At 68.4% G+C, this 21,512-nt stretch carries 22 protein-coding genes; 11 read left to right on the top strand and 11 right to left on the bottom strand.

Translation table 11 applies throughout. The annotated features are described in order from the left end of the window. The first annotated feature begins 66 nt into the window (after nt 1-66). The gene (locus tag ACFWF2_RS10795) at nt 67-993 is read left to right on the top strand and encodes an NAD-dependent epimerase/dehydratase family protein (RefSeq protein WP_379306783.1); all 927 of its coding nucleotides are present in this window, start codon (nt 67-69) and stop codon (nt 991-993) included. A 69-nt stretch (nt 994-1,062) separates the two neighbouring features. Here ACFWF2_RS10795 and ACFWF2_RS10800 read toward each other — a convergent pair whose 3' ends face one another. Continuing rightward, complete coding sequence (locus tag ACFWF2_RS10800; protein ID WP_379306785.1) at nt 1,063-2,004, bottom strand: MBL fold metallo-hydrolase; 942 nt, start codon at nt 2,002-2,004, stop codon at nt 1,063-1,065. A 154-nt stretch (nt 2,005-2,158) separates the two neighbouring features. On the opposite strand from ACFWF2_RS10800, the gene ACFWF2_RS10805 reads away from it, so the two are divergent. Together ACFWF2_RS10805 and ACFWF2_RS10810 are read left to right on the top strand one after the other, a co-directional pair. Continuing rightward, nucleotides 2,159-2,536 (top strand): hypothetical protein, encoded by a 378-nt coding sequence (locus ACFWF2_RS10805; RefSeq protein WP_379306852.1) that lies wholly within the window; start codon nt 2,159-2,161, stop codon nt 2,534-2,536. Further along, a complete protein-coding gene (locus tag ACFWF2_RS10810; protein WP_379306787.1) occupies nt 2,533-3,663 on the top strand; it encodes a cation:proton antiporter in 1,131 nt (376 codons plus the stop codon). The genes ACFWF2_RS10805 and ACFWF2_RS10810 overlap by 4 nt, the downstream gene beginning before the upstream one ends. Here the strand turns inward: ACFWF2_RS10810 and ACFWF2_RS10815 are convergent. From ACFWF2_RS10815 to ACFWF2_RS10825, 3 genes are all read right to left on the bottom strand, one after another. After that, a complete protein-coding gene (locus tag ACFWF2_RS10815) occupies nt 3,660-4,052 on the bottom strand; it encodes an RNA-binding S4 domain-containing protein (protein WP_379306789.1) in 393 nt (130 codons plus the stop codon). The genes ACFWF2_RS10810 and ACFWF2_RS10815 overlap by 4 nt on opposite strands. Nucleotides 4,053-4,055: 3 nt before the next feature. Beyond that, entirely contained in the window at nt 4,056-4,586 is a 531-nt protein-coding gene (locus tag ACFWF2_RS10820; protein WP_379306854.1) for a C40 family peptidase, read from the bottom strand. Nucleotides 4,587-4,946: 360 nt separating this feature from the next. Continuing rightward, nucleotides 4,947-5,228: a hypothetical protein gene (locus tag ACFWF2_RS10825; RefSeq protein ID WP_379306791.1), complete on the bottom strand. Its 282-nt coding sequence runs from the start codon at nt 5,226-5,228 to the stop codon at nt 4,947-4,949. Between the two features lie 105 nt (nt 5,229-5,333). Here ACFWF2_RS10825 and ACFWF2_RS10830 point away from each other — a divergent pair, with 105 nt between their 5' ends. From ACFWF2_RS10830 to ACFWF2_RS10855, 6 genes are all read left to right on the top strand, one after another. Next, on the top strand, nt 5,334-6,515 hold the full coding sequence (locus ACFWF2_RS10830; RefSeq protein ID WP_379306793.1) for an AAA family ATPase: 1,182 nt from the start codon (nt 5,334-5,336) through the stop codon (nt 6,513-6,515). A gap of 389 nt (nt 6,516-6,904) precedes the next feature. After that, nucleotides 6,905-7,831, top strand: a complete 927-nt coding sequence (locus ACFWF2_RS10835) for an alpha/beta fold hydrolase (RefSeq protein ID WP_379306795.1) — start codon at nt 6,905-6,907, stop codon at nt 7,829-7,831. Nucleotides 7,832-8,023: 192 nt separating this feature from the next. Further along, nucleotides 8,024-8,314, top strand: coding sequence for a hypothetical protein (locus ACFWF2_RS10840; RefSeq protein ID WP_189031575.1), 291 nt, complete (start codon nt 8,024-8,026; stop codon nt 8,312-8,314). Nucleotides 8,315-8,542: 228 nt separating this feature from the next. Continuing rightward, nucleotides 8,543-9,373 (top strand): hypothetical protein, encoded by an 831-nt coding sequence (locus ACFWF2_RS10845; RefSeq protein ID WP_379306797.1) that lies wholly within the window; start codon nt 8,543-8,545, stop codon nt 9,371-9,373. Nucleotides 9,374-9,403: 30 nt separating this feature from the next. Then, nucleotides 9,404-11,338, top strand: a complete 1,935-nt coding sequence (locus ACFWF2_RS10850) for a fumarate reductase/succinate dehydrogenase flavoprotein subunit (RefSeq protein WP_379306799.1) — start codon at nt 9,404-9,406, stop codon at nt 11,336-11,338. Between the two features lie 2 nt (nt 11,339-11,340). Then, on the top strand, nt 11,341-12,087 hold the full coding sequence (locus tag ACFWF2_RS10855) for a succinate dehydrogenase/fumarate reductase iron-sulfur subunit (protein WP_379306801.1): 747 nt from the start codon (nt 11,341-11,343) through the stop codon (nt 12,085-12,087). 49 nt (nt 12,088-12,136) lie between these two features. Here ACFWF2_RS10855 and ACFWF2_RS10860 read toward each other — a convergent pair whose 3' ends face one another. The 4 genes from ACFWF2_RS10860 to ACFWF2_RS10875 all read right to left on the bottom strand — a co-directional run bounded on the left by ACFWF2_RS10860 (nt 12,137) and on the right by ACFWF2_RS10875 (nt 13,717). Continuing rightward, nucleotides 12,137-12,274, bottom strand: a complete 138-nt coding sequence (locus ACFWF2_RS10860; protein ID WP_229740032.1) for a hypothetical protein — start codon at nt 12,272-12,274, stop codon at nt 12,137-12,139. 98 nt (nt 12,275-12,372) lie between these two features. Next, the gene (locus tag ACFWF2_RS10865; protein ID WP_379306804.1) at nt 12,373-12,588 is read right to left on the bottom strand and encodes a DUF397 domain-containing protein; all 216 of its coding nucleotides are present in this window, start codon (nt 12,586-12,588) and stop codon (nt 12,373-12,375) included. Beyond that, entirely contained in the window at nt 12,585-12,803 is a 219-nt protein-coding gene (locus ACFWF2_RS10870) for a DUF397 domain-containing protein (protein WP_189031590.1), read from the bottom strand. The genes ACFWF2_RS10865 and ACFWF2_RS10870 overlap by 4 nt, the downstream gene beginning before the upstream one ends. Then, nucleotides 12,800-13,717, bottom strand: coding sequence for a helix-turn-helix domain-containing protein (locus ACFWF2_RS10875; RefSeq protein ID WP_379306806.1), 918 nt, complete (start codon nt 13,715-13,717; stop codon nt 12,800-12,802). The genes ACFWF2_RS10870 and ACFWF2_RS10875 overlap by 4 nt, the downstream gene beginning before the upstream one ends. Nucleotides 13,718-13,897: 180 nt before the next feature. Between ACFWF2_RS10875 and ACFWF2_RS10880 the strand changes: the two genes are divergently transcribed. Further along, the gene (locus ACFWF2_RS10880; RefSeq protein WP_379306808.1) at nt 13,898-14,104 is read left to right on the top strand and encodes a hypothetical protein; all 207 of its coding nucleotides are present in this window, start codon (nt 13,898-13,900) and stop codon (nt 14,102-14,104) included. Here ACFWF2_RS10880 and ACFWF2_RS10885 read toward each other — a convergent pair. Continuing rightward, nucleotides 14,101-15,048 carry a DNA-3-methyladenine glycosylase family protein gene (locus tag ACFWF2_RS10885; protein ID WP_379306810.1) on the bottom strand — a complete coding sequence of 316 codons (948 nt, stop codon included), beginning with the start codon at nt 15,046-15,048 and terminating at the stop codon, nt 14,101-14,103. The two genes, ACFWF2_RS10880 and ACFWF2_RS10885, sit on opposite strands and share 4 nt — an antisense overlap. Before the next feature lie 295 nt (nt 15,049-15,343). Next, on the bottom strand, nt 15,344-18,373 hold the full coding sequence (locus ACFWF2_RS10890; RefSeq protein WP_379306812.1) for an FAD-binding and (Fe-S)-binding domain-containing protein: 3,030 nt from the start codon (nt 18,371-18,373) through the stop codon (nt 15,344-15,346). Nucleotides 18,374-18,531: 158 nt separating this feature from the next. Between ACFWF2_RS10890 and ACFWF2_RS10895 the strand changes: the two genes are divergently transcribed. Then, nucleotides 18,532-20,418: an ABC transporter ATP-binding protein gene (locus ACFWF2_RS10895; protein ID WP_379306814.1), complete on the top strand. Its 1,887-nt coding sequence runs from the start codon at nt 18,532-18,534 to the stop codon at nt 20,416-20,418. Nucleotides 20,419-20,481: 63 nt separating this feature from the next. On the opposite strand, the gene ACFWF2_RS10900 is transcribed toward ACFWF2_RS10895, so the two are convergent. After that, nucleotides 20,482-21,477, bottom strand: a complete 996-nt coding sequence (locus tag ACFWF2_RS10900) for an acryloyl-CoA reductase (RefSeq protein ID WP_379306816.1) — start codon at nt 21,475-21,477, stop codon at nt 20,482-20,484. Between the last annotated feature and the right edge of the window lie 35 nt (nt 21,478-21,512).

The raw sequence follows: 21,512 nt of genomic DNA on the forward strand, positions 1-21,512 counted from the left end.
TCACATCGTCGGGTTGTAGCTCGTCCAGGTAGCAGGGAAACACTCGCTCGCCCGGAAGGAACTCTCATGCAGGTTCTGCTCGCAGGCGCCACCGGCGCCATCGGCCGCCCGCTCATCCGCGCGCTGACCGCGAATGGTCATCAGGTGTCGGCCATCGTGCGTAATCCCGACTCCCATCCGCTCGTGCGCGAACTCGGCGCCGAGCCGATCACCGCCGACGTCCTCGACCGCGACGGGCTGCTCCGCGCGCTCGACGGCGCCTGCGCCGATGCCGTGATCCACGAGGCGACCGCGCTGCGCGACGCGAAGGTGCAGCGCCGGATTCCGGCCGACGATCCGACCGGTCTGCTGCGCACCGTCGGCACCGCCAACCTGCTCGAGGCCGCCGGGCTGGTCGGCGCGGGGCGCTTCCTCACCCAGTCGCTGATCCTCGGCTACGGCTATCACGACCACGGCGACCGGCCGGTCACCGAGCGCGATCAGTTCGGCGTGTACAACGGCGGCGTGGCCGACGAGGTCGTGCGCGCGACCGTCGCCGGGGAGGATCTGGTCTTCGCGGCGCCGGTCGACGGAATCGCGTTGCGGTACGGACTGTTCTACGGTCCCGGCGCGTTCAGCGACCTGTTCGCCGACATGATGCGCAAGCACAGCCCGGTCGGGCCGCTCGGTTCCGGCGGGGTGAACAGCTGGATCCACGTCGACGATGCCGCGGCAGCGACGGTCGCCGCGCTCGAACGCGGGACGACGGGACGGGCGTACAACCTGGCCGACGATACGCCGATCACCTGGCGTGAGTTCTTCGGCGAAGTCGCCCGCAGCCATGGCACGCCGCGACCGATCCGGTTGCCCGCGTGGATGATTCGGCTGGCTGTGCCCTATATCGGCGCACTCATGTCCGATACGTCGATGCGGATCTCGAGCGCGCTGGCGCACGAGGAACTGGGGTGGCGGCCGCGGTACGCGAGCGTTGTAGAAGGGCTCGCAGCGCACTGACGATTCTGCGTCGGGGTCGCGCGGTCGTCACTGCGCGGTGCCGGCGGTTGCTGCGTGGCGCGCGGCGAGTCAGTGCGCGGCGCGTGCGGTGACAGCGGCGCGGTCGTGTCCCGGGATCAGCTCGATGCCCTCGGGCAGCGCGTGCAAGCGGTGGACGGTTTCGAAGGCCGCGTCGCGATCGTCGTCGAACAGGTCGCCCGGCATCGGAGCCTTCTCCCGCAGCAGCTCGACCTGCAGCGTGCTCCACACCGCGTCACCCGCCAGCAGCACCCGCGATCCGTCGTCGACAGCCAGCAGCACACCGACGCTGCCCGGCGTGTGCCCGGCCAGGTCGACCAGCAGCACCGAACCGTCGCCGAACAGGTCGTGGCTGCGGGCGAAGGTGAGCACCGGCGGTCCGTCGAGGTCGTAGAGATCGAAGACGCGGCCGCGCAGCGGACCGCGCGCGACGCCGAGCGGGGCGTGCGATCCGCCCATCGCCCAGCGGTATTCGATGTCGGGCACCCGGATCGGCACCCAGCCGGGCAGCTCGTACAACCCGGCGACGTGGTCCCAGTGCAGGTGGGTCGGCAGGACGAAGTCGATGTCGGCGCCGGTCAGCGCGTTGGCGGCGAGCACCTCGCTCAGACCGTGCACCGGCTGCTCTGGCGCGACCAGCAGCGGGAGAGGGAACGGCAGCTCGGGCAGCACCCGCTCGTGCACGCCGGCGCAGATCGCCGGGTCGACCAGGAAGGTGGCCGACGGGTGCCGGACCAGGAAGGTCGCCATGGTCATCGGTGTCGAGCGCAGTGTCCGCACGCCCTCGGCGACGATCGCCGTCGGCGCGGACAGGTCGGCCTGGATCAGCGCGGTGAGCTCGACGGTGTTGTGCGCCGGGGGAAGCGGGGCCGAGTCGAGCTCGGCGAGGAAAGCGGCATCGGCCTGACGCGGCCACACCAGGCGCGGGACCGTGGCGGCGGCAGCGACACAGCAGGCAAGAAGCGTCGATAACATCGGCCTGCGCTCACCCATAGCTGCCACCGTAGGCGATTGCCCACAACCCGACCACCACGTACTTTTCGGGGAGGCGTGCGCGCATACCGATCACGCAAACAAACGACAACATCCAGCGACTGTCCCGCTAACTCCGGCGGCGGCGGCGGATGATGATCCGATGGCAGACCACATCGTCCAGGTGCAATGGAAGACAACGCCGGAGGAACACGACTATCCGGCCGCCGCCGACTACCTCGACCTGCTCGGCGACGCGGCCGTGGTCGAGGCGATCGTGGCCCAACTTCGCAGCGCACCGGTGGTCGTGAAGAAGGCGAAGGACATTCTGCGCGCCTCCCAGCTCGAAGCGCTCACGCCCGACAACCCGCACGTGCGCAAGGACTTGCTCAAGATCAACGAGGGCAAGCCGCTCTCGCCGATCCTGCTGGTGCGCGGTGACTGCCGCAGGAATGTGCCGATGCTGATCGCCGACGGTTACCACCGGGTGTGCGCGCTCTACTTCGCCGACGAAGACGCGGAGATCCCCGCCAAGATCGCCGCGATGCCGTGACCTTCACGACCCTGGCGCTGGTCGTCGCGCTCGGGGTCGCCGGGCCGCTGCTCGCCCTGCCGAAACGGCTGCATCTGCCGGTCATCCTCGGCGAGATGATCGCCGGGATCATCTTCGGCACCACGGGCTTGCAAATTCTCGACGCCGAGGATCCGATCTTCGTCTTCCTCGCCGATATGGGGTTCGCGCTGGTGATGTTCGCGGCGGGCACCCATGTTCCGGTTCGCGATCCGGCAGTACGCGGGGCGCTCGGCGCCGGGGTGGTGCGGGCCGCGCTGGTCGGCGTCGTCGCGGCGGTCGCGGGCTGGGCGGTGGCGCAGGCCTTCGGCATCGGCCACGGCGCGATCTACGCGGTGCTGATGGCGTCGTCCTCGGCGGCGATGGCGCTGCCGATCATCGACTCGCTGCGGTTGAGCGGACCGCCGGTGCTCGCGCTGACCGCCCAGGTCGCCATCGCCGACACCGCCTGCATCGTGGCGTTGCCGCTGGTGATCGACCCGGGCAATGCGGCGCGGGCCGCGCTCGGTGCGGTGGTGGTCGCCGCCTGTGCGGGCGTGATGTTCCTGATCCTGCGGTATCTGCAGCAGACGGGCGCGCAGCGGCAGGTGCACGTGGTGTCCGAGGAGCGCAAGTTGACCCTGGAGCTGCGGGTGAGCCTGGTGCTGGTGTTCGCGCTGTGCGGGGTCGCGAGCGCGATGCACGTGTCGATCATGCTCGGCGGGTTCGCGGCCGGGCTGGCGGTGGCGGGTGTCGGTGAACCGCGCCGGGTGGCCAAACAGGTGTTCGCGATCAGCGACGGTCTGCTGGCGCCCCTGTTCTTCGTCTGGCTCGGGGCGCGCCTGGATCTGCGTGAGCTCGGGGAGCATCCGCAGTTCATCCTGCTAGGGCTGGCGCTCGGTCTCGGCGCGGTCGCGGTGCACTGCACGACGCGAGTCATCGGGCAGCCGCTGACCTACGGTGCGCTGGCGGCGGCACAGATCGGGGTGCCGGTCGCCGCGGTGACGGTGGGGAGTCAGCTGGGGGTGCTGGTGCCGGGTGAGGGTTCGGCGATCATGCTGGCCACGCTGTGCACGATCGCGATCGCGACGATGGCGGCGAGCCGATTGGCGGCGAAAGCGCCTGTTTAGTCGGAGCGGCCCATCAGCCGATCCGTTTCGCGGCGTTCGCGTTTGGTCGGCCTGCCCGCACCGCGTTCCCGCTGCGGGATGGACGCGAGGACTTCCTTCGGCGGTGGCGGCGGGCTGCGGTCGATCATGCACTGTGCGGCGATCGGTGGTCCGACGCGCTTGTGGATGATCCGCTCCACGACGACGATGCGTTCGATACCCGCGTGCCGGATCCTGACCTCGTCGCCGAGTTTCAGCTGGTGCGCCGGTTTCACGGTCACACCGTTGACACGCACGTGCCCGCCACGACAGGCTTCCGCCGCGGCCGAGCGCGTCTTGAACAATCGCACCGCCCAGATCCACGAATCGACGCGGGCCTGGGTGATGGAGCGTTGTTCGGCGGGGCTCACCCCTTAGACGATACGGCGAGCCGTGACGACGTCGTCGGCGCTGAGGTGGGTGTAGGACACCGGGGTGCCCGACTGCACCGCGTTCAGCAGCTGACCGTTGCCCGCGTAGATGCCGACGTGGCCGCCACCGTTGGTGATGACGATGTCACCGGCCTGCAGGTTGTCGAAGGACACCGGAGCGCCGACGTGCGACTGCTCGAAGCTGGTGCGCGGCAGTTCGATACCGGCCTGACGGTAGGCCCACTGCACGAGGCCGGAGCAGTCGAAGCTCGAGGGGCCTGCGGCACCCCAGCTGTAGACCGCGCCGAGCTTGGTCCGCGCTGCGTCGAGCGCGACGTTGCCCGCCGACTGCTGCTGCTGGAACGGGTTGTCGAAGTTGACGCTCGGCAGCTGCGGAGCGGCCTGGCCCTGCGGCGCGACCATCGCCTGGAGCTGCTTCTCCACCTGCTGCGCGGGCTGCTCGAGCTCCGGCGGCAGATCGAAGTTACCGAGGCCGGGAATGTTGATCGTGGCGGCCTGCGAAATCGCAGGCATCGCACCGGTCGTGGCGGCCACCGCACCCAGGACGAGTGCACCCTTGACGGAATTCGGCAGTCGAGAATCCCGCTGCAAGCTGTGTTTACCCACCGAGACGAGTCTCCGATCTTGCTGCTCCACCACCGCGTCGTCGGAATCGCTTGGTGCGACGACTGTTCGGCGGTGACTCAATGGCGCCGTTTCTCTGACGAAGCGACAGACTCCACTAAGTCACGAGAAGATTACGGCCTGTGATGCAGGCTGTCCAGCGAAGCGCGCAAGTTGTTTTCCCTGCATCCGCGAATCCGCAGGACAAGGGGCATTTCCCCGGCGTGTCGCCACGCATAACGGCTCGATCTCCGCAGCGGGCATTCGTTATCAACCGCGGCGGGCGAGCCGTCGCTCCAGTTCCGCGATGCGCGTACGCGCGTCGGCCAGGTCGACTTCCAGCCTGCCGAGCGCGATCACCAGCGGCCCGATCGCCAGGTCGGCGATCGCCGCCGGATCGTCGTATCCGGCGTCGATGGTGGCGAGCACGCCGCGCCGGATGGTGTCAGCCAGGAAAGCGCCCGCGGGCAGCTCCCAACCCGCGACGATCTCGGCGGTGGAGGCCACCTCAGGCTCGGCGTCGTGACCATCGCGCCAGGATTCCTCGACCATGCCGCTCCGTCCCCGTTCCGCTCGTCTTACGTTCGCTAGCAGTATCTAGGACACAGCCCAGAGTTGCCGAGATTCTGCCGTGCCGACGCGCTACGGTTGTCCGGCATGGACCCCGTGCGCAATCCCTACGCCCCCGGCGCCGGCCAACGTCCACCCGAATTGGCCGGGCGCGACAAGCAACTCGCCGCCTTCGACATCGTGCTCGAGCGCGTCGCCAGGGGCAGGCCGGAGCGCAGCGTGATGCTCACCGGTTTGCGTGGTGTGGGAAAGACCGTGCTGCTCAACCAGCTTCGCTCGGCCGCTGTCTCGCGCAGCTGGGGGACCGGCAAGATCGAGGCGCGGCCGGATCAGGATCTGCGCAGGCCGCTGTCGTCCGCGCTGCACATGGCGGTACGCGCGATCGCGATGGCGCACCGCAATCCCGAACACGTCGACGACTTCCTCGGCATCCTCAAGGCCTTCGCCCTGCGCGCCACCGCCGACAAGGGCATGCGCGAACGCTGGCAGCCCGGCATCGATGTACCCGCGGTGACCGGGCGCGCCGATTCCGGCGATATCGAGATCGACCTGATCGAGCTGTTCAAGGAGGCCGCGGCGCTGGCGGCCGACATCGGCGTCGGGATCGGCATCTTCATCGACGAGATGCAGGATCTTGGCCCTGCCGATGTGTCCGCGATCTGCGGCGCCTGCCACGAGCTCAGCCAGGACGCCGCGCCGCTGATCGTCGTCGGCGCGGGGCTGCCGCATCTGCCCGCAGTGCTCTCGGCGTCCAAGAGCTACTCGGAGCGCCTGTTCAGTTATCACCGCATCGATCGGCTCGACCGGGAATCGGCGGACCTCGCGCTGATCGCCCCCGCCGAGCGCGAAGAGGTGAAGTTCACCTCCGAAGCCCTCGACTCGCTCTATCAGAAGGCCGACGGCTACCCGTATTTCGTGCAGGCCTACGGCAAGGCGGCCTGGGATCAGGCGCCGGAGAGCCCGATCACCGCCGAGGACGTCGAGGTCGCCGCACCGACGGCCGAGGAAGAACTGGCGGTCGGCTTCTTCGGTTCCCGCTATGAGCGCGCCACGCCCGCCGAGCGCGAGTACATGCGCGCGATGGCCGACCTCGCCGGCGACGACGGCCCGGTGGCGACGTCGGCGGTGGCCGCCGAGCTCGGCCGCAAGCCCGCCTCGGTCTCCCCCGCGCGCGACGGCCTGATCAAGAAGGGCCTGATCTACTCGGCCGAACGCGGCACGATCGGCTTCACGGTCCCGCACTTCGGCCGCTACCTCCGAAGCGTATAGCTCTCTTCGGCTATCTAGCCCTTCTACTAGATATGCCGATACGGACCTTACGGGCTGCGTCCGCAGGTTGATCTACAGATTTCTAGCAATAGCGCTAGAAAGCCGAAGAGTCTCCTTGATAACGACCGGAGCCCGTCCGGATTCGGTTGCGCATCAGCTGGATAACGCGAGGATTCGCGGGCTAACGGCCCGGAAATCTGATTCGAAAATGTCCATACAGGACCACCACGCCACACACGCCCCGACCCCGAGGAGGGGCCCGCCGCGCAGCGGCGGGTTCGCGGCCGTCCCGCTGATCAGGCGTCATGGCGCAGGCGACGAAGGAGCAAGCCATGGCGCCTGATCAGCGGGACCCAAGGGGCCGCGAACCCGAGCGCGCCAGCGCTCCGATGAACACAGTCCGACGCGCGACGGTCACCGCCGACGACGGCGTGCCGATCGCGGTCCGCACCTTCGGCGCCGATGACGCGACGCTGACCGTCGTCTTCGTCCACGGCCACTGCCTGCACACCGAGTCCTGGGCGATCCTGCGCGAACAGCTGCTCCGGCACTGGGACGCGGGGACAAGGATGGTGTTCTACGACCACCGCGGCCACGGCGAATCCGGGCACGCCCACCACACGACCTACACGATCGACCAGCTCGCGACCGACCTCGACGCCGTGCTGCGCGCGATCGCGCCCACCGGGCCGGTCGTGCTGGTCGGCCATTCGATGGGCGCGATGGTGCTGCTGGCCTACGCCCGGCTGTTCCCGGCGGCGATCGGCGAGCGGGTCGCCGGGATCGGGTTGATCGCCGGCGCGGCGGGCGGGATCACCGAGGTCGGCCTCGGCAGGCTGCTCAACCGGCACGCCGTCGCCTCGCTCCAGCGGGCCGTCGTGCACGCGCCGCGGGTGATGCAGGCGTCGAAGCGCTTCTCGCGCTGGATCTTCGGACCGCTGATCCGCGAGGCGAGCGCGGGGACCAGGCGGGTGAACCCGCGGGTCGCCGCGATCGCGACCGCGATCCTCAACGAGACGCCGCTGCTGACGATGTCGGGTTTCCTGAGCTCGCTGCTGACCTTCGACGAGGCACACACCCTGCCGCGACTGAGCGAGCTGCCTACCCTGGTGCTGGCAGGCTCGGCCGACCTGATGGTGCCGTTCACGCACTCGGTGGTGCTCGCCTCCCAGCTGGCGGGCGCCGAACTGGTGCGAATCGAGGGCGCGGGGCACAGCGTCATCCTCGAGTGCGCCGAGGAGGTCGCCCACTCGATCGCCACGCTGGTCGAGCGCGCGGCCGTCGGCGTCCGCAAGCACTACGCCGTCGCGGGCTGAGCTCGCGAGTTACCGGACGGCAACCGCGGGATCCGACCCAACTTCGGGCGCAAACCGAAAAGCTCGGTTATTGTGGTGGAGATCACGTTGTGTGGTGAGTCACACGGCTCGGTGCAGTGCGGCCCGGGAGTTCACGGGCGTGCCAGGTGATCCGACGAGTCGGTATGCCCGCCATATACACAGGAGGTAACGATGACACGCAGCGATATCGCGGAACTGCGCTACGCGGTCGGCCAACTCCGGCAATCGATCGGCGCACTGCGCTCCAATTACGGCGACGCGGCCACCGTGCGCAGGTTGGAGAACGACCTCGAGCGGCTCGTCATCGATGCCGAGGAGTTCGAGCAGGCGCCACCGCCGGAGCTCGCCGCCCCACGCAGGGCGGAACCGATCTACGTCCCGGACAGCAAGTCCGACGAGGCCGCCTGGATGGGCGCGCAGGACGAGGGGCTCGGTTTCCACTCCCGGCCGCGAACCAAATAGAAGACCTGTTCACCGGCGCGGCGGTCCTGCCACCCAGGGTCGCCGCGCCGACCCCTGTCCGGACCCGGCATTCCCGGCCTGTGACAGAGATCACCGAGGCGGTCATGGCCGGTTGAGGGAGACCCGGCTCGAGCGGCGATAACACAGGCGTATGGTGCTCCACATCACAATCCATCGCGGTGGGGAATGATCAACCGCCGCACGGCCTAGATCAGCGAGGCATCCACCGTGAGTGCCGCACCGACCACCACCCCACCGTCCGGCACGGGCGTCTTCAGCAAAACGAGAGCCCGTATCGCCGCGCGCACCCTGCGCACCGACCGGTGGTGGCTGCCACCCCTGCTCACCGCAATCGGCCTGGCCGCCTTCGTCGGCTACGCGACGATCAGATCGTTTGTGCGCACGGCCTATTGGGTGCCGCAGTACCACTATCTGACGCCGTTCTACTCCCCGTGCCTGAGCGACTCCTGCGCACCGGGATCGAGCCACTTCGGCACCCCGTTCGGCGAACTCCCGATGTGGATCCCACTCGGCTTCGTTGTGCTGCCGTTCCTGCTCGGCTTCCGGCTGACCTGCTACTACTACCGCAAGGCCTACTACCGCTCGGTGTGGTTCTCCCCGCCCGCCTGCGCGGTCGCCGAGCCGCACACGCGCTACACCGGTGAGTCGCGGCTGCCGTTGATCATCCAGAACTCGCACCGCTACTTCTTCTATGTCGCGGTGGTGGTATCGGTGATCAACACCTACGACGCGATCTACGCATTCCACGGTGACACCGGCGGTTTCGGCTTCGGTCTCGGCAATATCGTGCTGACCGTCAACGTCATTCTGCTGTGGGCCTACACCCTGTCGTGCCACTCGTGCAGGCACATCGCGGGCGGCAGGCTCAAGCACTTCTCCGCGCATCCGGTGCGGTACTGGTTCTGGACCCAGGTCTCCAAGCTCAACACCCGCCACATGGCGCTGGCCTGGACCACCCTCGGCACCCTCGCGCTCACCGACTTCTACGTGATGTTGGTTGCGAGCCAGACCATTTCGGACCTGCGGTTCGTCAACTGATTTCGCGTCGACTCGAGGAGCTTCATCGACATGCCAGAAGTGGAACAACACGACTACGACGTCGTGGTGATCGGGGCGGGCGGCGCCGGATTGCGTGCCGTCATCGAGGCAAGGGAGCAGGGGCTCTCGGTCGCGGTGGTGTGTAAGTCGTTGTTCGGCAAGGCGCACACCGTGATGGCCGAGGGCGGCTGCGCGGCCTCGATGGGCAATGCCAACGAGAAGGACAACTGGCAGACCCATTTCAAGGACACCATGCGTGGTGGCAAGTTCCTCAACAACTGGCGGATGGCCGAACTGCACGCGCGCGAAGCCGCCGACCGGGTGTGGGAGCTGGAAACCTATGGCGCGCTGTTCGATCGGACACCGGACGGGCGGATCAGCCAGCGCAACTTCGGCGGCCACACCTACCCGCGCCTTGCCCACGTCGGCGACCGCACCGGGCTCGAGCTCATCCGCACCATGCAGCAGAAGATCGTGTCGCTGCAGCAGGAGGACCACGCGGCCACCGGCGACTACGAGGCCAGGATCAAGGTCTTCGCCGAGTGCACGATCACCGAACTGCTCACCGACAATGGCCGGCTCGCCGGAGCCTTCGGGTACTGGCGTGAATCGGGCGGGCTGGTGCTGTTCAAGGCGCCCGCGATCGTGCTCGCCACCGGCGGCATCGGCAAGTCCTACAAGGTGACCTCGAATTCCTGGGAGTACACCGGCGACGGGCACGCGCTGGCGCTGCGCTCGGGCGCGACGCTGATCAACATGGAATTCCTGCAGTTCCATCCGACGGGCATGGTCTGGCCGCCGAGCGTGAAGGGCATCCTGGTCACCGAGGGCGTGCGCGGCGACGGTGGCGTGCTGAAGAACTCCGAGGGCAAGCGGTTCATGTTCGACTACATCCCGCCGGTGTTCAAGGGCCAGTACGCCGAGACAGAGGCCGAGGCCGATCAGTGGTTGCGCGACAACGATTCCGCGCGCCGCACCCCCGACCTGCTCCCCCGCGACGAGGTCGCCAGGGCGATCAACGAGGAGGTCAAGGCCGGGCGCGGCACCGAGCACGGTGGCGTCTACCTGGATATCGCCTCCCGCATGCCCGCCGACGAGATCGTGCGCAGGCTGCCGTCGATGCATCACCAGTTCAAGGAACTGGCCGACGTCGACATCACCGCCGAACCGATGGAGGTCGGCCCGACCTGTCACTACGTGATGGGCGGCATCGAGGTCGACCCCGACAGCGGCGCGGCCGTTGTCCCCGGATTGTTCGCCGCCGGTGAGTGTTCCGGCGGCATGCATGGCTCGAACCGGCTCGGCGGCAACTCGCTGTCGGACCTGCTGGTGTTCGGCAGACGCGCCGGACTCGGCGCGTCGGCCTACGTCAAGCAGCTCACCGAGCGGCCCGCACCGGCCGGCGCCGATATCGAGGCAGCCGCGAAAACCGCACTGGCACCGTTCGATCCACCCGCGGCCGGTCCCGGCGAGAACCCCTACACCCTGCACAGCGAGTTGCAGGAGACGATGAACGACCTGGTCGGCATCATCCGCAAGGAACACGAGGTGCGCGAGGCGATCGAGAAGCTGGCGCAGCTGCGCGCCAGATTCGCCAACGTCACGGTGGCTGGGCAGCGGCAGTTCAATCCCGGCTGGCACCTGGCGCTCGACTTGGCCAACATGCTGCTGGTCAGCGAATGCGTGGCCGAGGCCGCGCTGTTGCGCACCGAGAGCCGCGGCGGGCACACCCGCGACGACCACCCGGGCATGAATCCGGACTGGCGCAACAAACTGCTGGTCTGCGCGATCGACCCCGCCACGGCGGGACAGCAGATGCCGGCGATCACGGTCACCCCGGCCGATCAGACGCCGATGCGCGAGGACCTGCTCGCCCTGTTCGAACTGAGTGAACTCGAGAAGTACTACACCGGGCAGGAATTGGCCGAACATCCGGCCGCGAGCTCGGCCGAGGGAAAGGCGTAGCGATGGGGTACGACGCCCGGTTCCGGGTCTGGCGCGGTGATGTCGACGGCGGCGGTCTCGAGGACTTCACGGTGCTGGTGAACGAGGGCGAAGTGGTGCTCGACATCATCCATCGCCTGCAGGCCACCCAGGCGCCCGACCTCGCGGTGCGCTGGAATTGCAAAGCGGGCAAATGTGGTTCGTGTTCGGCGGAGGTGAACGGCAGACCGGGGTTGCTGTGCATGACGCGAATGTCGACGTTCACCCAGGACGAGGTGATCACGGTGACGCCGATGCGCACGTTCCCGATCATCAAGGACCTCGTTACCGACGTCTCGTTCAATTACGAGAAGGCAAGGGAGATACCGTCTTTCACGCCTCCCGCGGATCTCGCGCCGGGCGAGTACCGGATGAAACAGGTCGACGTGGAGCGCTCACAGGAGTTCCGCAAGTGCATCGAGTGCTTCCTGTGCCAGAACACCTGTCATGTGGTGCGTGATCACGAGGACAACAAGCAGGCCTTCGCCGGGCCGCGCTATCTGATGCGCATCACCGAACTGGAGATGCATCCGCTCGACACCGCCGATCGCCGCGAATTGGCGCAGGAGGAAGCGGGTCTGAGTTATTGCAATATCACCAAATGCTGCACCGAGGTCTGCCCGGAAGGCATCAAGATCACCGACAACGCGTTGATTCCGTTGAAAGAGCGCGTCGTCGATCGTCGATACGACCCGATTGTCTGGCTGGGCAACAAACTGTTCCGGCGGTAGGCAGCTGCGCTGCGGGGTCCGCGCAGGCGAACCCCGCAGCGACTGCTACCTACAACACGGCTACAGTCCCTACCGCGACTAATCCGACCAGTAATCCGATGAACAGCGCCGCGAGCAACGAGCCGGTGAGCACATAGATTCCGACCGACGACACCGCGAAAAGCAGTATCACGATCAGGCGCTCCACCCCGTCCTCAGGCGCCAGCCTCCGGTACCGGGGTGGCATTTTCTTCAACCCTCGGTCCATAACCAAGGGTTACCCGCCGCGTCTTGATCCAAACGTGATCAAGGGCGATCGAACTCGCCGTCGTGCACGCCCGCGGTGAACGCGGCCCATTCGCTCGGGGTGAAGATCAACACCGGCCCTTCGGGGTTTTTGCCATCGCGTAGGGCGACATACCCGTCGTCCAGCATGGCGACCTCGACGCTGCTGCCCGCCCCCGCGGTGCCCGCCCGCAGCCAGGTGGCACCGGTGGTGTCGATGGTGCGCTTGCTGTTCACCGTGCGCCAAGCGCGCAGGCGAACGCGCCGTTGTCGATGCCGCGGGTGAAGGCGTCCCAGCTCGGTCCGTCGAAGACCAGCGCGGGGCCCGCCGGGTTCTTGCTGTCACGGACGCCGACGCGCCCGCCGTACAGGAACGCGACTTCGACGCAGTCCTTGCCAGCGCCGCTGCGCGTGCTCTTGAACCAGTGTGCGTCGACGAGATCGAAACTCATGCCACATACTCCTTCGCGACCCGCCGCAGCAGGTCTCTACTCGGTTGAATATCCAGCGCATGACGCTGGAGGCACTCGTGAGCCCGGTCGTACCTTCTGACATCCGCGCGTCGTTCCAGGTAGAGATCGCCGGTGAAGCCTTCGGCATACACCACCGGCGGTTCGACCGGTTGCCCCTTGCTGTCGGTGCCGAACTCGAGAACCGTGAAAGGTCCGGTGGAGACTCCGAGTGGAACACCGGCGGCAAACGGCAGGATACGCAGAGCCACATTGCTTCGGGTACTCGTGTCGGCAAGATGTCGCAGCTGCGCAGCCATTACCTTTGCATCACCGACGATGCGATGCAATACCGATTCGTGCAGAACCACATCGATCTCGGCGGGCGAATGCTTGCGGGTGATCAACGCCTGCCGTTGCAGCCGCAACGCGACCCTTCGGTCGAGTTCGTCGACCGAATCCTTGGGATAGCCCAGATGATTCAGCGCCCGCGCGTAGTCGGCCGTCTGGAGTAGACCGAGGACCAATTCGGACTGATAGGCCCGCAACCGATGCGCCGACGCCTCCAAACCCACATAGACGTCGAAGTTTTCGGGAATCAGATCGCCGTAGGCGTGCCACCAGCTCTTGACAGCGGCCTGCTGCGCGAGGCCGGTCAATCCTTCGGCGAGATCGTCGGGGATGCCGTAGATCCGGCACAGTTCGTGAATGTCGATCGTCCGAATGCGATCGGCCTGACCCTTTTCCAGGCGCTGCAGTGTGCTGGCGCCCCATTCCATCAACTTGGCCGCCTCGGCGATGGTCAGACCCGCCTGGGTTCGCCAATCGCGCAGATAGCGCCCGAGCTGGCGGCGCGGCAGTGTCGAGGAGACACCCGCCGCCGTGCCACCCGCTCCGGTCGATGCGTTCGTTGCCACAGCCCCACTCCTCCTGTGTTCGCAACCCGCCACGACCCATAACCCTGGTCTGGCGGTGGATTTCGTCCACTATGGGGAATCCTGCACTCCCCCTTGGATCTTGTGCTGGGAATTCGCGCTAAATATCGGGATCGGCGTGTACTGACCGTTAGCCGGGCGTTTGCGTGCTGTGCTTGGTTCATGCAATTGAGCGATGTGAACATGCATGTTGCCGCTGCACTACTCGGTTGCGGCACCGATCCGGGCCCCATGGACGCCGAACAGGCCCATGCCGCAATGCAATCGCACCTGGACTGCACCGTCGACGAGTGCCGGGTGCGCAGGCGGGCGCGCGACACCCTGGTGGAGTCGGGGCGATGCGTGCTCGACCAGCGCGCGATCCGTTAGCGGTGCCGGTGATCGGTGATCGGGGTGCGCGGGCCGAACTTCGGCTTGCGCGCCTGGCCGCTGAGCGCGAGCAGCCGGACCGCTCGATAGCGGTGCGGGCGTAGCGGTTCCAGGTACTCGATCATCTCCGCGTCGTCGATCGGGCGCCCGAGCAGGCTCCAGCCGACCACCGCGGCCAGGTGATAGTCGCCGACCGAGAGGGCGTCGGCGTCACCGAAGGCCCGCTGCGCGGTCTCGGCAACCGTCCAGACACCGATGCCGGGGAGGCTGCGCAACCGTTGCGCGGCCTCGGCGGGCGGCAGGTCGGCGGTGCGCTCGATCGAGTCGGCCACCCTGGCGGCGCGCACGATCGTCTGCGCGCGCTGCGGCCCGACATTGGCCCGGTGGTACTTCCACGACGGGATGCGCCGCCAGGTCTCGGCGTCGGGCGCGACCATCAGACCGGCGGGTGCCGGACCTGGCGCCTTCGTCCCGAACTCGCGCACCAGGCTCCGCCAGGACGCGAACGACGACTTCGTGTGCACCTTCTGCTCGAGGATCGCGGGCACCAGCGATTCGAACACCAGCCCGGTCCGCAGCATGCGCAGGCCGGGCACCACGCGATGCGCTTCGACCAGCTTGGGATGGCCGGGAGCGAAGTCGTCGAGGTCTTCCTCGAGACAGAGCATCCGGTCCAGACCGGCCAGGAATTCCTCGGCGCCCGGCCCCCACGCCCGCGCGTGCGCACCGTCGCGGCCGTCCTGGGTGAGCCGGTAGGTGACCACGCCGCTCGGCATCCGCGAGGCGTGCCAGTGCGCGCCGTCGAGGTCGACGTGATGGCACGGGTCGCCGCCGCCGCGCCGCAGCGGGACCACGGTCAGCCCGACGTCGAACGGCCTGGTCGACCGGACGGTCCTGGACAGCCCGGCCGTCGTCAGGCCGGGGTCGAGGGTCTGATCGCGCACCCGACCATTGTGCGCGCCCGATCCGGTGCCTCCGCGGATTCGTAATATTCGCCACGTCGACCGCGATACATCCTCCGTCGGCAAACAGCTGGCATCCCGCCGCCGCAGGAGGTAACCGATGATCACCAACGCGCTCAACTGGCTGCTAGCGGCGTGGGGCAGTGGGTCCGCGGGCAGCTCCGGCTACCAGCTCGCACCGGGGACTCTGCCGCACGGCAGCTGAGCACGGTCCGACTGCGCAGGCTGCCGAAGGGGCGGGCTCTTGCTCGGATCGAGCCGAGCCACCACCGCCGGGTCAGCCGCCGAGCAGGTACGACGCCAACGGCACACCGCGCACGCCCGCCAGCTGCGCGGCCTGGGTTCGGCAGGAGAAGCCGTCCGCCAGGAAGGTCGTTCCGGGCGTGGCCGTGCGCAGGGCCGGGAGCAGCGCGTTCTCGGCTACGGCCACCGAGACGTCGTAGTGGCCTTTCTGCATGCCGAAGTTGCCTGCCAGCCCGCAGCACCCGGCGAGCTCGTCGACGGTGACTCCCATCGCGGCCAGCAGCCTGCGTTCCGCGGCGAAGCCACCCACGGCGTGCTGGTGGCAGTGCGGCTGGACCACGACCGTCTCGCCGGTGCGCCGTGGCGGCTGCCAACCGGGATGCTCGAGCAGGAATTCGGCGAGGGTGCGCACGGCGGCGGCGACCTGTGGTGCGCGAGGATCTTCCGGGAGTAGTTCGGGCAGGTCGGCGCGCAGGGTGGCGGTGCACGACGGCTCAAGGCCGACGACAAGGCCACCCGCCGCCACGTGATCGGCCAGCGCGTCGAGGGTGGCGCGCAGGCGGGTGCGGGCGCCGTCGAGCTGGCCGGTGGTGATCCAGGTCAGTCCGCAACAGACGCGAGCCGCCGGGATGCGGACGCGATAGCCGAGCTGTTCGAGCAGCAGCGTCGCGGCCACGGCGTTGTCCGGGGCGAACGTGTCGGTGAACGTATCGACCCACAGCATCACCTCGCCGGTGGTAGAGGCTGGCGGACCTGCCGCCCCCACCCCCGCGTCACGTGCAGCCGCCTCGCCCAGCGCCGCATCACCCACAACCTGGCCGCCAGCCGCTGCGTCACCTGCGGCCGCGTCGCCCGCAGTCGGGCCGTCTGCCGCCTTGTCATCGGCAGGCGTTGCGGCGGTATACGTCTCGGTGTTGGGGAGCAGGTTCGGCAGGAGGTGGCGGTGAGGGGTGCGCTGCAGGGCGATCGCGGCCGGATCTGTGCGGTTGTCGCCGCCGATGTCCTGCCAGATTCGGCGGAATGATGTCGTCGCGAGTACTGGAGCCTCGCGGCGGGGGTCGATTCCCGCGGCGCGCATGGCCGTGCGCCGGAGCAGCGGGCGCGCGGCGAGGGCGTTGGCGAGGCGGGGGAAGCGTTGTGCGGCGGTGAGCCAGCGGGGGAGTTGACCGAGGACGTAGTGGTCGAGGGGGCGTAGGCGATGGTGGTAGCGGCGGTGCAGGACTTCGGATTTGTAGGTCGCCATGTCGACGCCGGCGGGGCAGTCCGAGGCACAGGCTTTGCAGGACAGGCACAGGTCCAGGGATTGCTCGACTGCCGGTGCGCGCCAGTCGAGTTCGCCGCGCACTACTTCCTGCAGCACTCTGGCCCGGCCGCGTGTGGTGTCCTTTTCGTCGGCGGTCGCCAGGTAGGACGGGCACATGAAGCCGCCGGAACCGCGAGTGTCCGCACGGCACTTGCCGATTCCTACACATCTGTGCACAGCTGTGGACAGATCGCCGGAGTCGGCGGACAGGGCGAAGCCGCCTGCCGGGGCCAGCGGCCGGAGCCCAGCCACGCGTAGATCGGCGTCGACCGGATTCGGCGCGACCAGTACGCCCGGATTGAGCACGTCATCGGGATCGAACAGGGCCTTGAATCCGGCGAAGGCGGCGCGGGCGGCGGGGGAGTACATCACCGCGAGCAGTTCGGATCTGGCTCGGCCGTCGCCGTGTTCGCCCGACAGCGAGCCACCGTGGCGCACTACCAGTTCGGCGGCCTCGAACAGGAAGGAGCGGAACCGTTGTGGCGCGTCCGCGATCGGGAAGTCGAGGCGGACGTGGATGCAGCCGTCACCGATGTGGCCGTACAGCAGTCCGTCGACTCCGTATTCACCGGTCAGCGCCGAGAATTCACGGAGGTACGTGCCAAGGCGCTCGGGCGGGACGGCGGCGTCCTCCCAGCCGGGCCACGCCGGTTTCCCGTCCGGCGTCCGCCCGGCCAATCCCGCCCCGTCGGCGCGGATACGCCACAGTGCCGCAGTCGCAGCGGGATCGGTGACGATCCGGTAGTCGTCGGCATTGGCTTCCCGGCACAACCGCTCGGCCGCGGCCAGCGCTTCGGCGGCACTCGCACCCGCGGTTTCGACGAACAGCCAGCCGCGGCCGCGCGGCAGCTCGGGCACCGTCCCGCGATGGGCGCGCACCCGGTCGACCAACCCGGCGTCGATACCCTCCACCGCGACGGGCGCGCATCCCATCACCGCGGCGACATCGTCTGCCGCCGTGGCGATATCGGGATAGCCGAGCACGGTCAGCACTGTCGCGGCAGGCAGCGGCGTGAGCTCGATCTCGGCCTCGAGCAGCAGCCCACAGGTGCCCTCGGTGCCGACGAACGCCTTCGCGATCGACGAACCGCGTTCCGGCAGTAGATGTTCCAGACCGTAGCCGGAGGCCTGGCGGTCGAACCTGCCCAGCTCGGTGCGCAACACCGCGAGGTGGGTATTCGTGAAGCTGGAAAGGCCAGGTATTTCGGCAGGATTCGTGCCGAGCATGCGCTGCGTCGCGGTCCCGTCGATGACGCGCAGCGATCGCACGGTATCGGAGGTGCGTCCCCAGGCCAGCGCGTGCGGACCGCAGGCGTTGTTGCCGATCATCCCGCCCAGCGTGCAGCGGTCCTGGGTGGACGGATCGGGTCCGAACCGCAGGCCGTCGGGTCGCAACCGTCGTTGCAGGTCCGACAGCACGACGCCCGGCTGTACCAGCGCCGTGCGCGCCTCGGGATCGACCGCCCGGATGGCCCGCATATGCCTGCTGAAATCGAGCACGATGCCGGGGCCGACCGCATTGCCCGCTACCGAGGTGCCGCCGCCGCGCGCGGTCACCGCCAACCCGTGTTCGCGGGCGAAGCTCACCGTCGCGGCGACGTCGGAATCGTGGCGGGGAAACACGACCATCGAGGGCCTGACCCGGTAGTTGGAGGCGTCCGAGGAGTACTCCGCGAGCCTGCGCGTCGAGGCGTCGACCGCACAGGTGACCCGGCCACGCAGGGCATCGGCCAGCAGCTCCGCACTCCGGATCTCGTCCACCCGACCAGCCTATTCGGCCCCACCCGCGGCTTTCCGCGCCCGGTTTCGCTGTGCGCGGAACCAGCCGTCGGCGGAAAGTATTTGCGGTCAACCTTTGTTGAGGTTTTAGTGTCGGTGGGCAGGAGTTCGATGGGTGGGGAGCGAAGAGGAGTGTGGCAGTGAGTATCGAATCGGTGGCCTACAGCCAGATGTACCGGCGGATGAACGCGCCAGAGGAGGAACGGCCGTTCCGCCTGGCCACGGCCCGCCGCATCCTCCGCTTCGCCGACCCGCACCAGCGCCGGATCTCCGGGTTCCTGCTGCTCAGCGTGGTGGCCGCGATCCTCGGCGTGGCGACGCCGGTGCTCGCCGGACGGGTCGTCAACGACATCGTCGGCGGTTCGGCACCGCGGACCGTCGTCCTGCTCGCCCTAGCCATCGCCGGGCTCGCGATCCTCGACGCCGGGCTGGGGGTGGTCATCCGCTGGCTGTCCGCCCGGATCGGTGAGGGGCTGATCCTCGACCTGCGCACCGCCGTGTTCGATCACGTGCAGAAGATGCCGGTCGCGTTCTTCACCCGCACCAGGACCGGCGCCCTGGTGAGCCGGTTGAACAGCGATGTGATCGGCGCGCAGCGCGCGTTCAGCGACACGCTGTCCGGCGTCGTCACCAACCTGGTGACGCTGGCGCTGACCCTGGCCGTGATGCTCAGCATCTCGTGGCAGATCACCCTGCTCGCCCTCGTGCTGCTGCCCGTGTTCGTCATCCCGGCTCGCCGCGCGGGCAACCGGCTCGCCGCCATGCAGCGCGAGGCCGCCCAGCTCAATGCCGCCATGAGCACCCAGATGACCGAGCGTTTCTCCGCGCCCGGCGCCACGCTGGTCAAGCTGTTCGGCAGGCCGAAGCAGGAATCGTCCGAGTTCGCCGTGCGCGCCACCAGGGTCCGTGACATCGGCGTGCGCACCGCCATGCTGCAGACCACCTTCGTCACCTCGCTGACGCTGGTGTCGGCCCTCGCGCTCGCGCTGGTCTACGGCCTCGGCGGCTGGTACGCGCTACAGGGCAGTCTCGACGCCGGTTCGGTCGTCGCGCTGTCGCTGCTGCTGACCCGCCTTTACACCCCGCTCACCGCCCTGGCCAGCGCGCGCCTGGAGATCATGTCCGCCCTGGTGAGCTTCGAGCGCGTCTTCGAGGTGCTCGACCTGAAGCCGCTGATCGAGGACGCGCCCGGCGCGGTCCCGGTGCCGGACGGTCCGGTGGCGGTGGAGCTGGACGCGGTCGACTTCGGTTACCCCTCGGCCGACAAGGTGTCGCTCGCCTCGCTCGAAGACGTCGCGACCCTGGACACCCGCGGTGGCGTCGAGGTGCTGCACGAGGTGTCGCTGCGGGCCGAACCCGGTCAGCTGGTCGCCCTGGTCGGATCCTCGGGCGCGGGCAAATCGACCATCGCCCAACTGGTTTCGCGGCTCTACGACGTCGATTCCGGCGCGGTCCGGCTCAACGGCACCGATGTGCGCGAGCTGACCACCGAATCGATCCAGCGCACGGTCGGCCTCGTCACCCAGGACGGGCACCTGTTCCACGACACGATCCGCGCGAATCTGCTGCTGGCACAACCGGAAGCGACCGAGGAGCAGCTGTGGGACGCGCTGCGCCGGGCTCGCCTCGGCGACCTGGTCGGCTCGCTCGCCGACGGCCTCGACACCGTCGTCGGTGAACGCGGCTACCGGCTCTCCGGCGGCGAACGGCAACGCCTGACCATCGCCCGGCTGCTGCTCAAGCAGCCGCGCGTGGTGATCCTCGACGAGGCCACCGCCTCGCTGGACTCCACCTCGGAAGCCGCGGTGCAGGAAGCGCTCACCGAGGCGCTGCACGGCCGGACCGCCCTGGTGATCGCGCACCGGCTCTCGACGATCCGCGCCGCGGACCTGATCGTGGTGCTCGAGCAGGGCCGGATCGTGGAGCGCGGCACCCACGCCGACCTGCTCAACGCCGACGGTCGCTACGCCGAGCTCTACCGCACCCAGTTCGCCGACGAACCGGTCCCGGTCAAGACCGCGGTCTAGATATAACTGTTCCCCACCTGCTGTCACCGTCGGCAGGTGGGGAACAGTGGGCTGTGGAGCCGGTCAGAACTCGCCGGCGACCCCGATGACGGTGCGCCCGGAGTGGCTGCCGTCCTTGATCGACTGCAGGACCCGGCCGACCTCGGTGATCGGGGCGAACGACTCGATCGCCGAGAGATGCTGCGGGCGAAGCTCTTTACCCAGCCTCGACCACAGCGCCCGCCGCTTCTCGATCGGCAGGAAGACGGAGTCGATGCCGAGCAGGCTGACACCGCGCAGGATGAAGGGCAGCACGGTGGCGGGCAGTTCGGCGCCGCCGGTGAGGCCGCTCGCCGCGACCGCGCCGCCGTAGCCGATGGAGCTCAGCACGTGGGCCAGTGACGCGCCGCCGACACTGTCGACCGCGGCCGCCCAGAACGCTTTGTTGAGGGGGCGCGGCTTGGCGTCCTGATCGAGCGGGAGCCTGCCGATGACCTCGTTGGCGCCGAGCTCGGCGAGCAGGTCGCCCGCGTCGGTCTTGCCGGTGGAGGCGATGACCTCGAAGCCGAGGCCGGAGAGGATGTCGATGGCGACCGTGCCGACACCACCGGTCGCACCGGTGACCAGGACCGCGCCGTCGTCGGGGGTGAGGCCACGGTCGAGCAGGGCCTGCACACTCATCGCCGCGGTGAAGCCCGCGGTGCCGATGGTGGCGGCGTCGCGGGTGTCGAGGCCGTCCAGGCGCACCACCCATTCGGCGGGCACCCTGGCGTATTCGGCGAAGCCACCGTTGCGGGCGACGCCGATTTCATAGCCGTGCGCGATCACCTGGTCGCCGGGGGCGAAGTCGTCGGTCTCGCACGCGACCACCTCACCGGTGAGGTCGATACCGGGCACGATCGGGTAGTTGCGCACCACGCCGCCGCGCGGGGTGATCGCGAGGAGGTCTTTGTAGTTGGCACTCGAGTAGTGGACCTTGATCGTCACCTCGCCGCTGCCGAGGAAATCCTCCCCGACCTGCTCACGAGCGAGCACGATCTGGCCGTCGTTCTCCCGGGCAACCATCGCGGAGTAATCCATGGATCAGAGCATACGAGGCGAACCACCCCCACGGG

This window comes from Nocardia sp. NPDC060259 (assembly GCF_042728775.1).
Lineage (GTDB): Bacteria > Actinomycetota > Actinomycetes > Mycobacteriales > Mycobacteriaceae > Nocardia.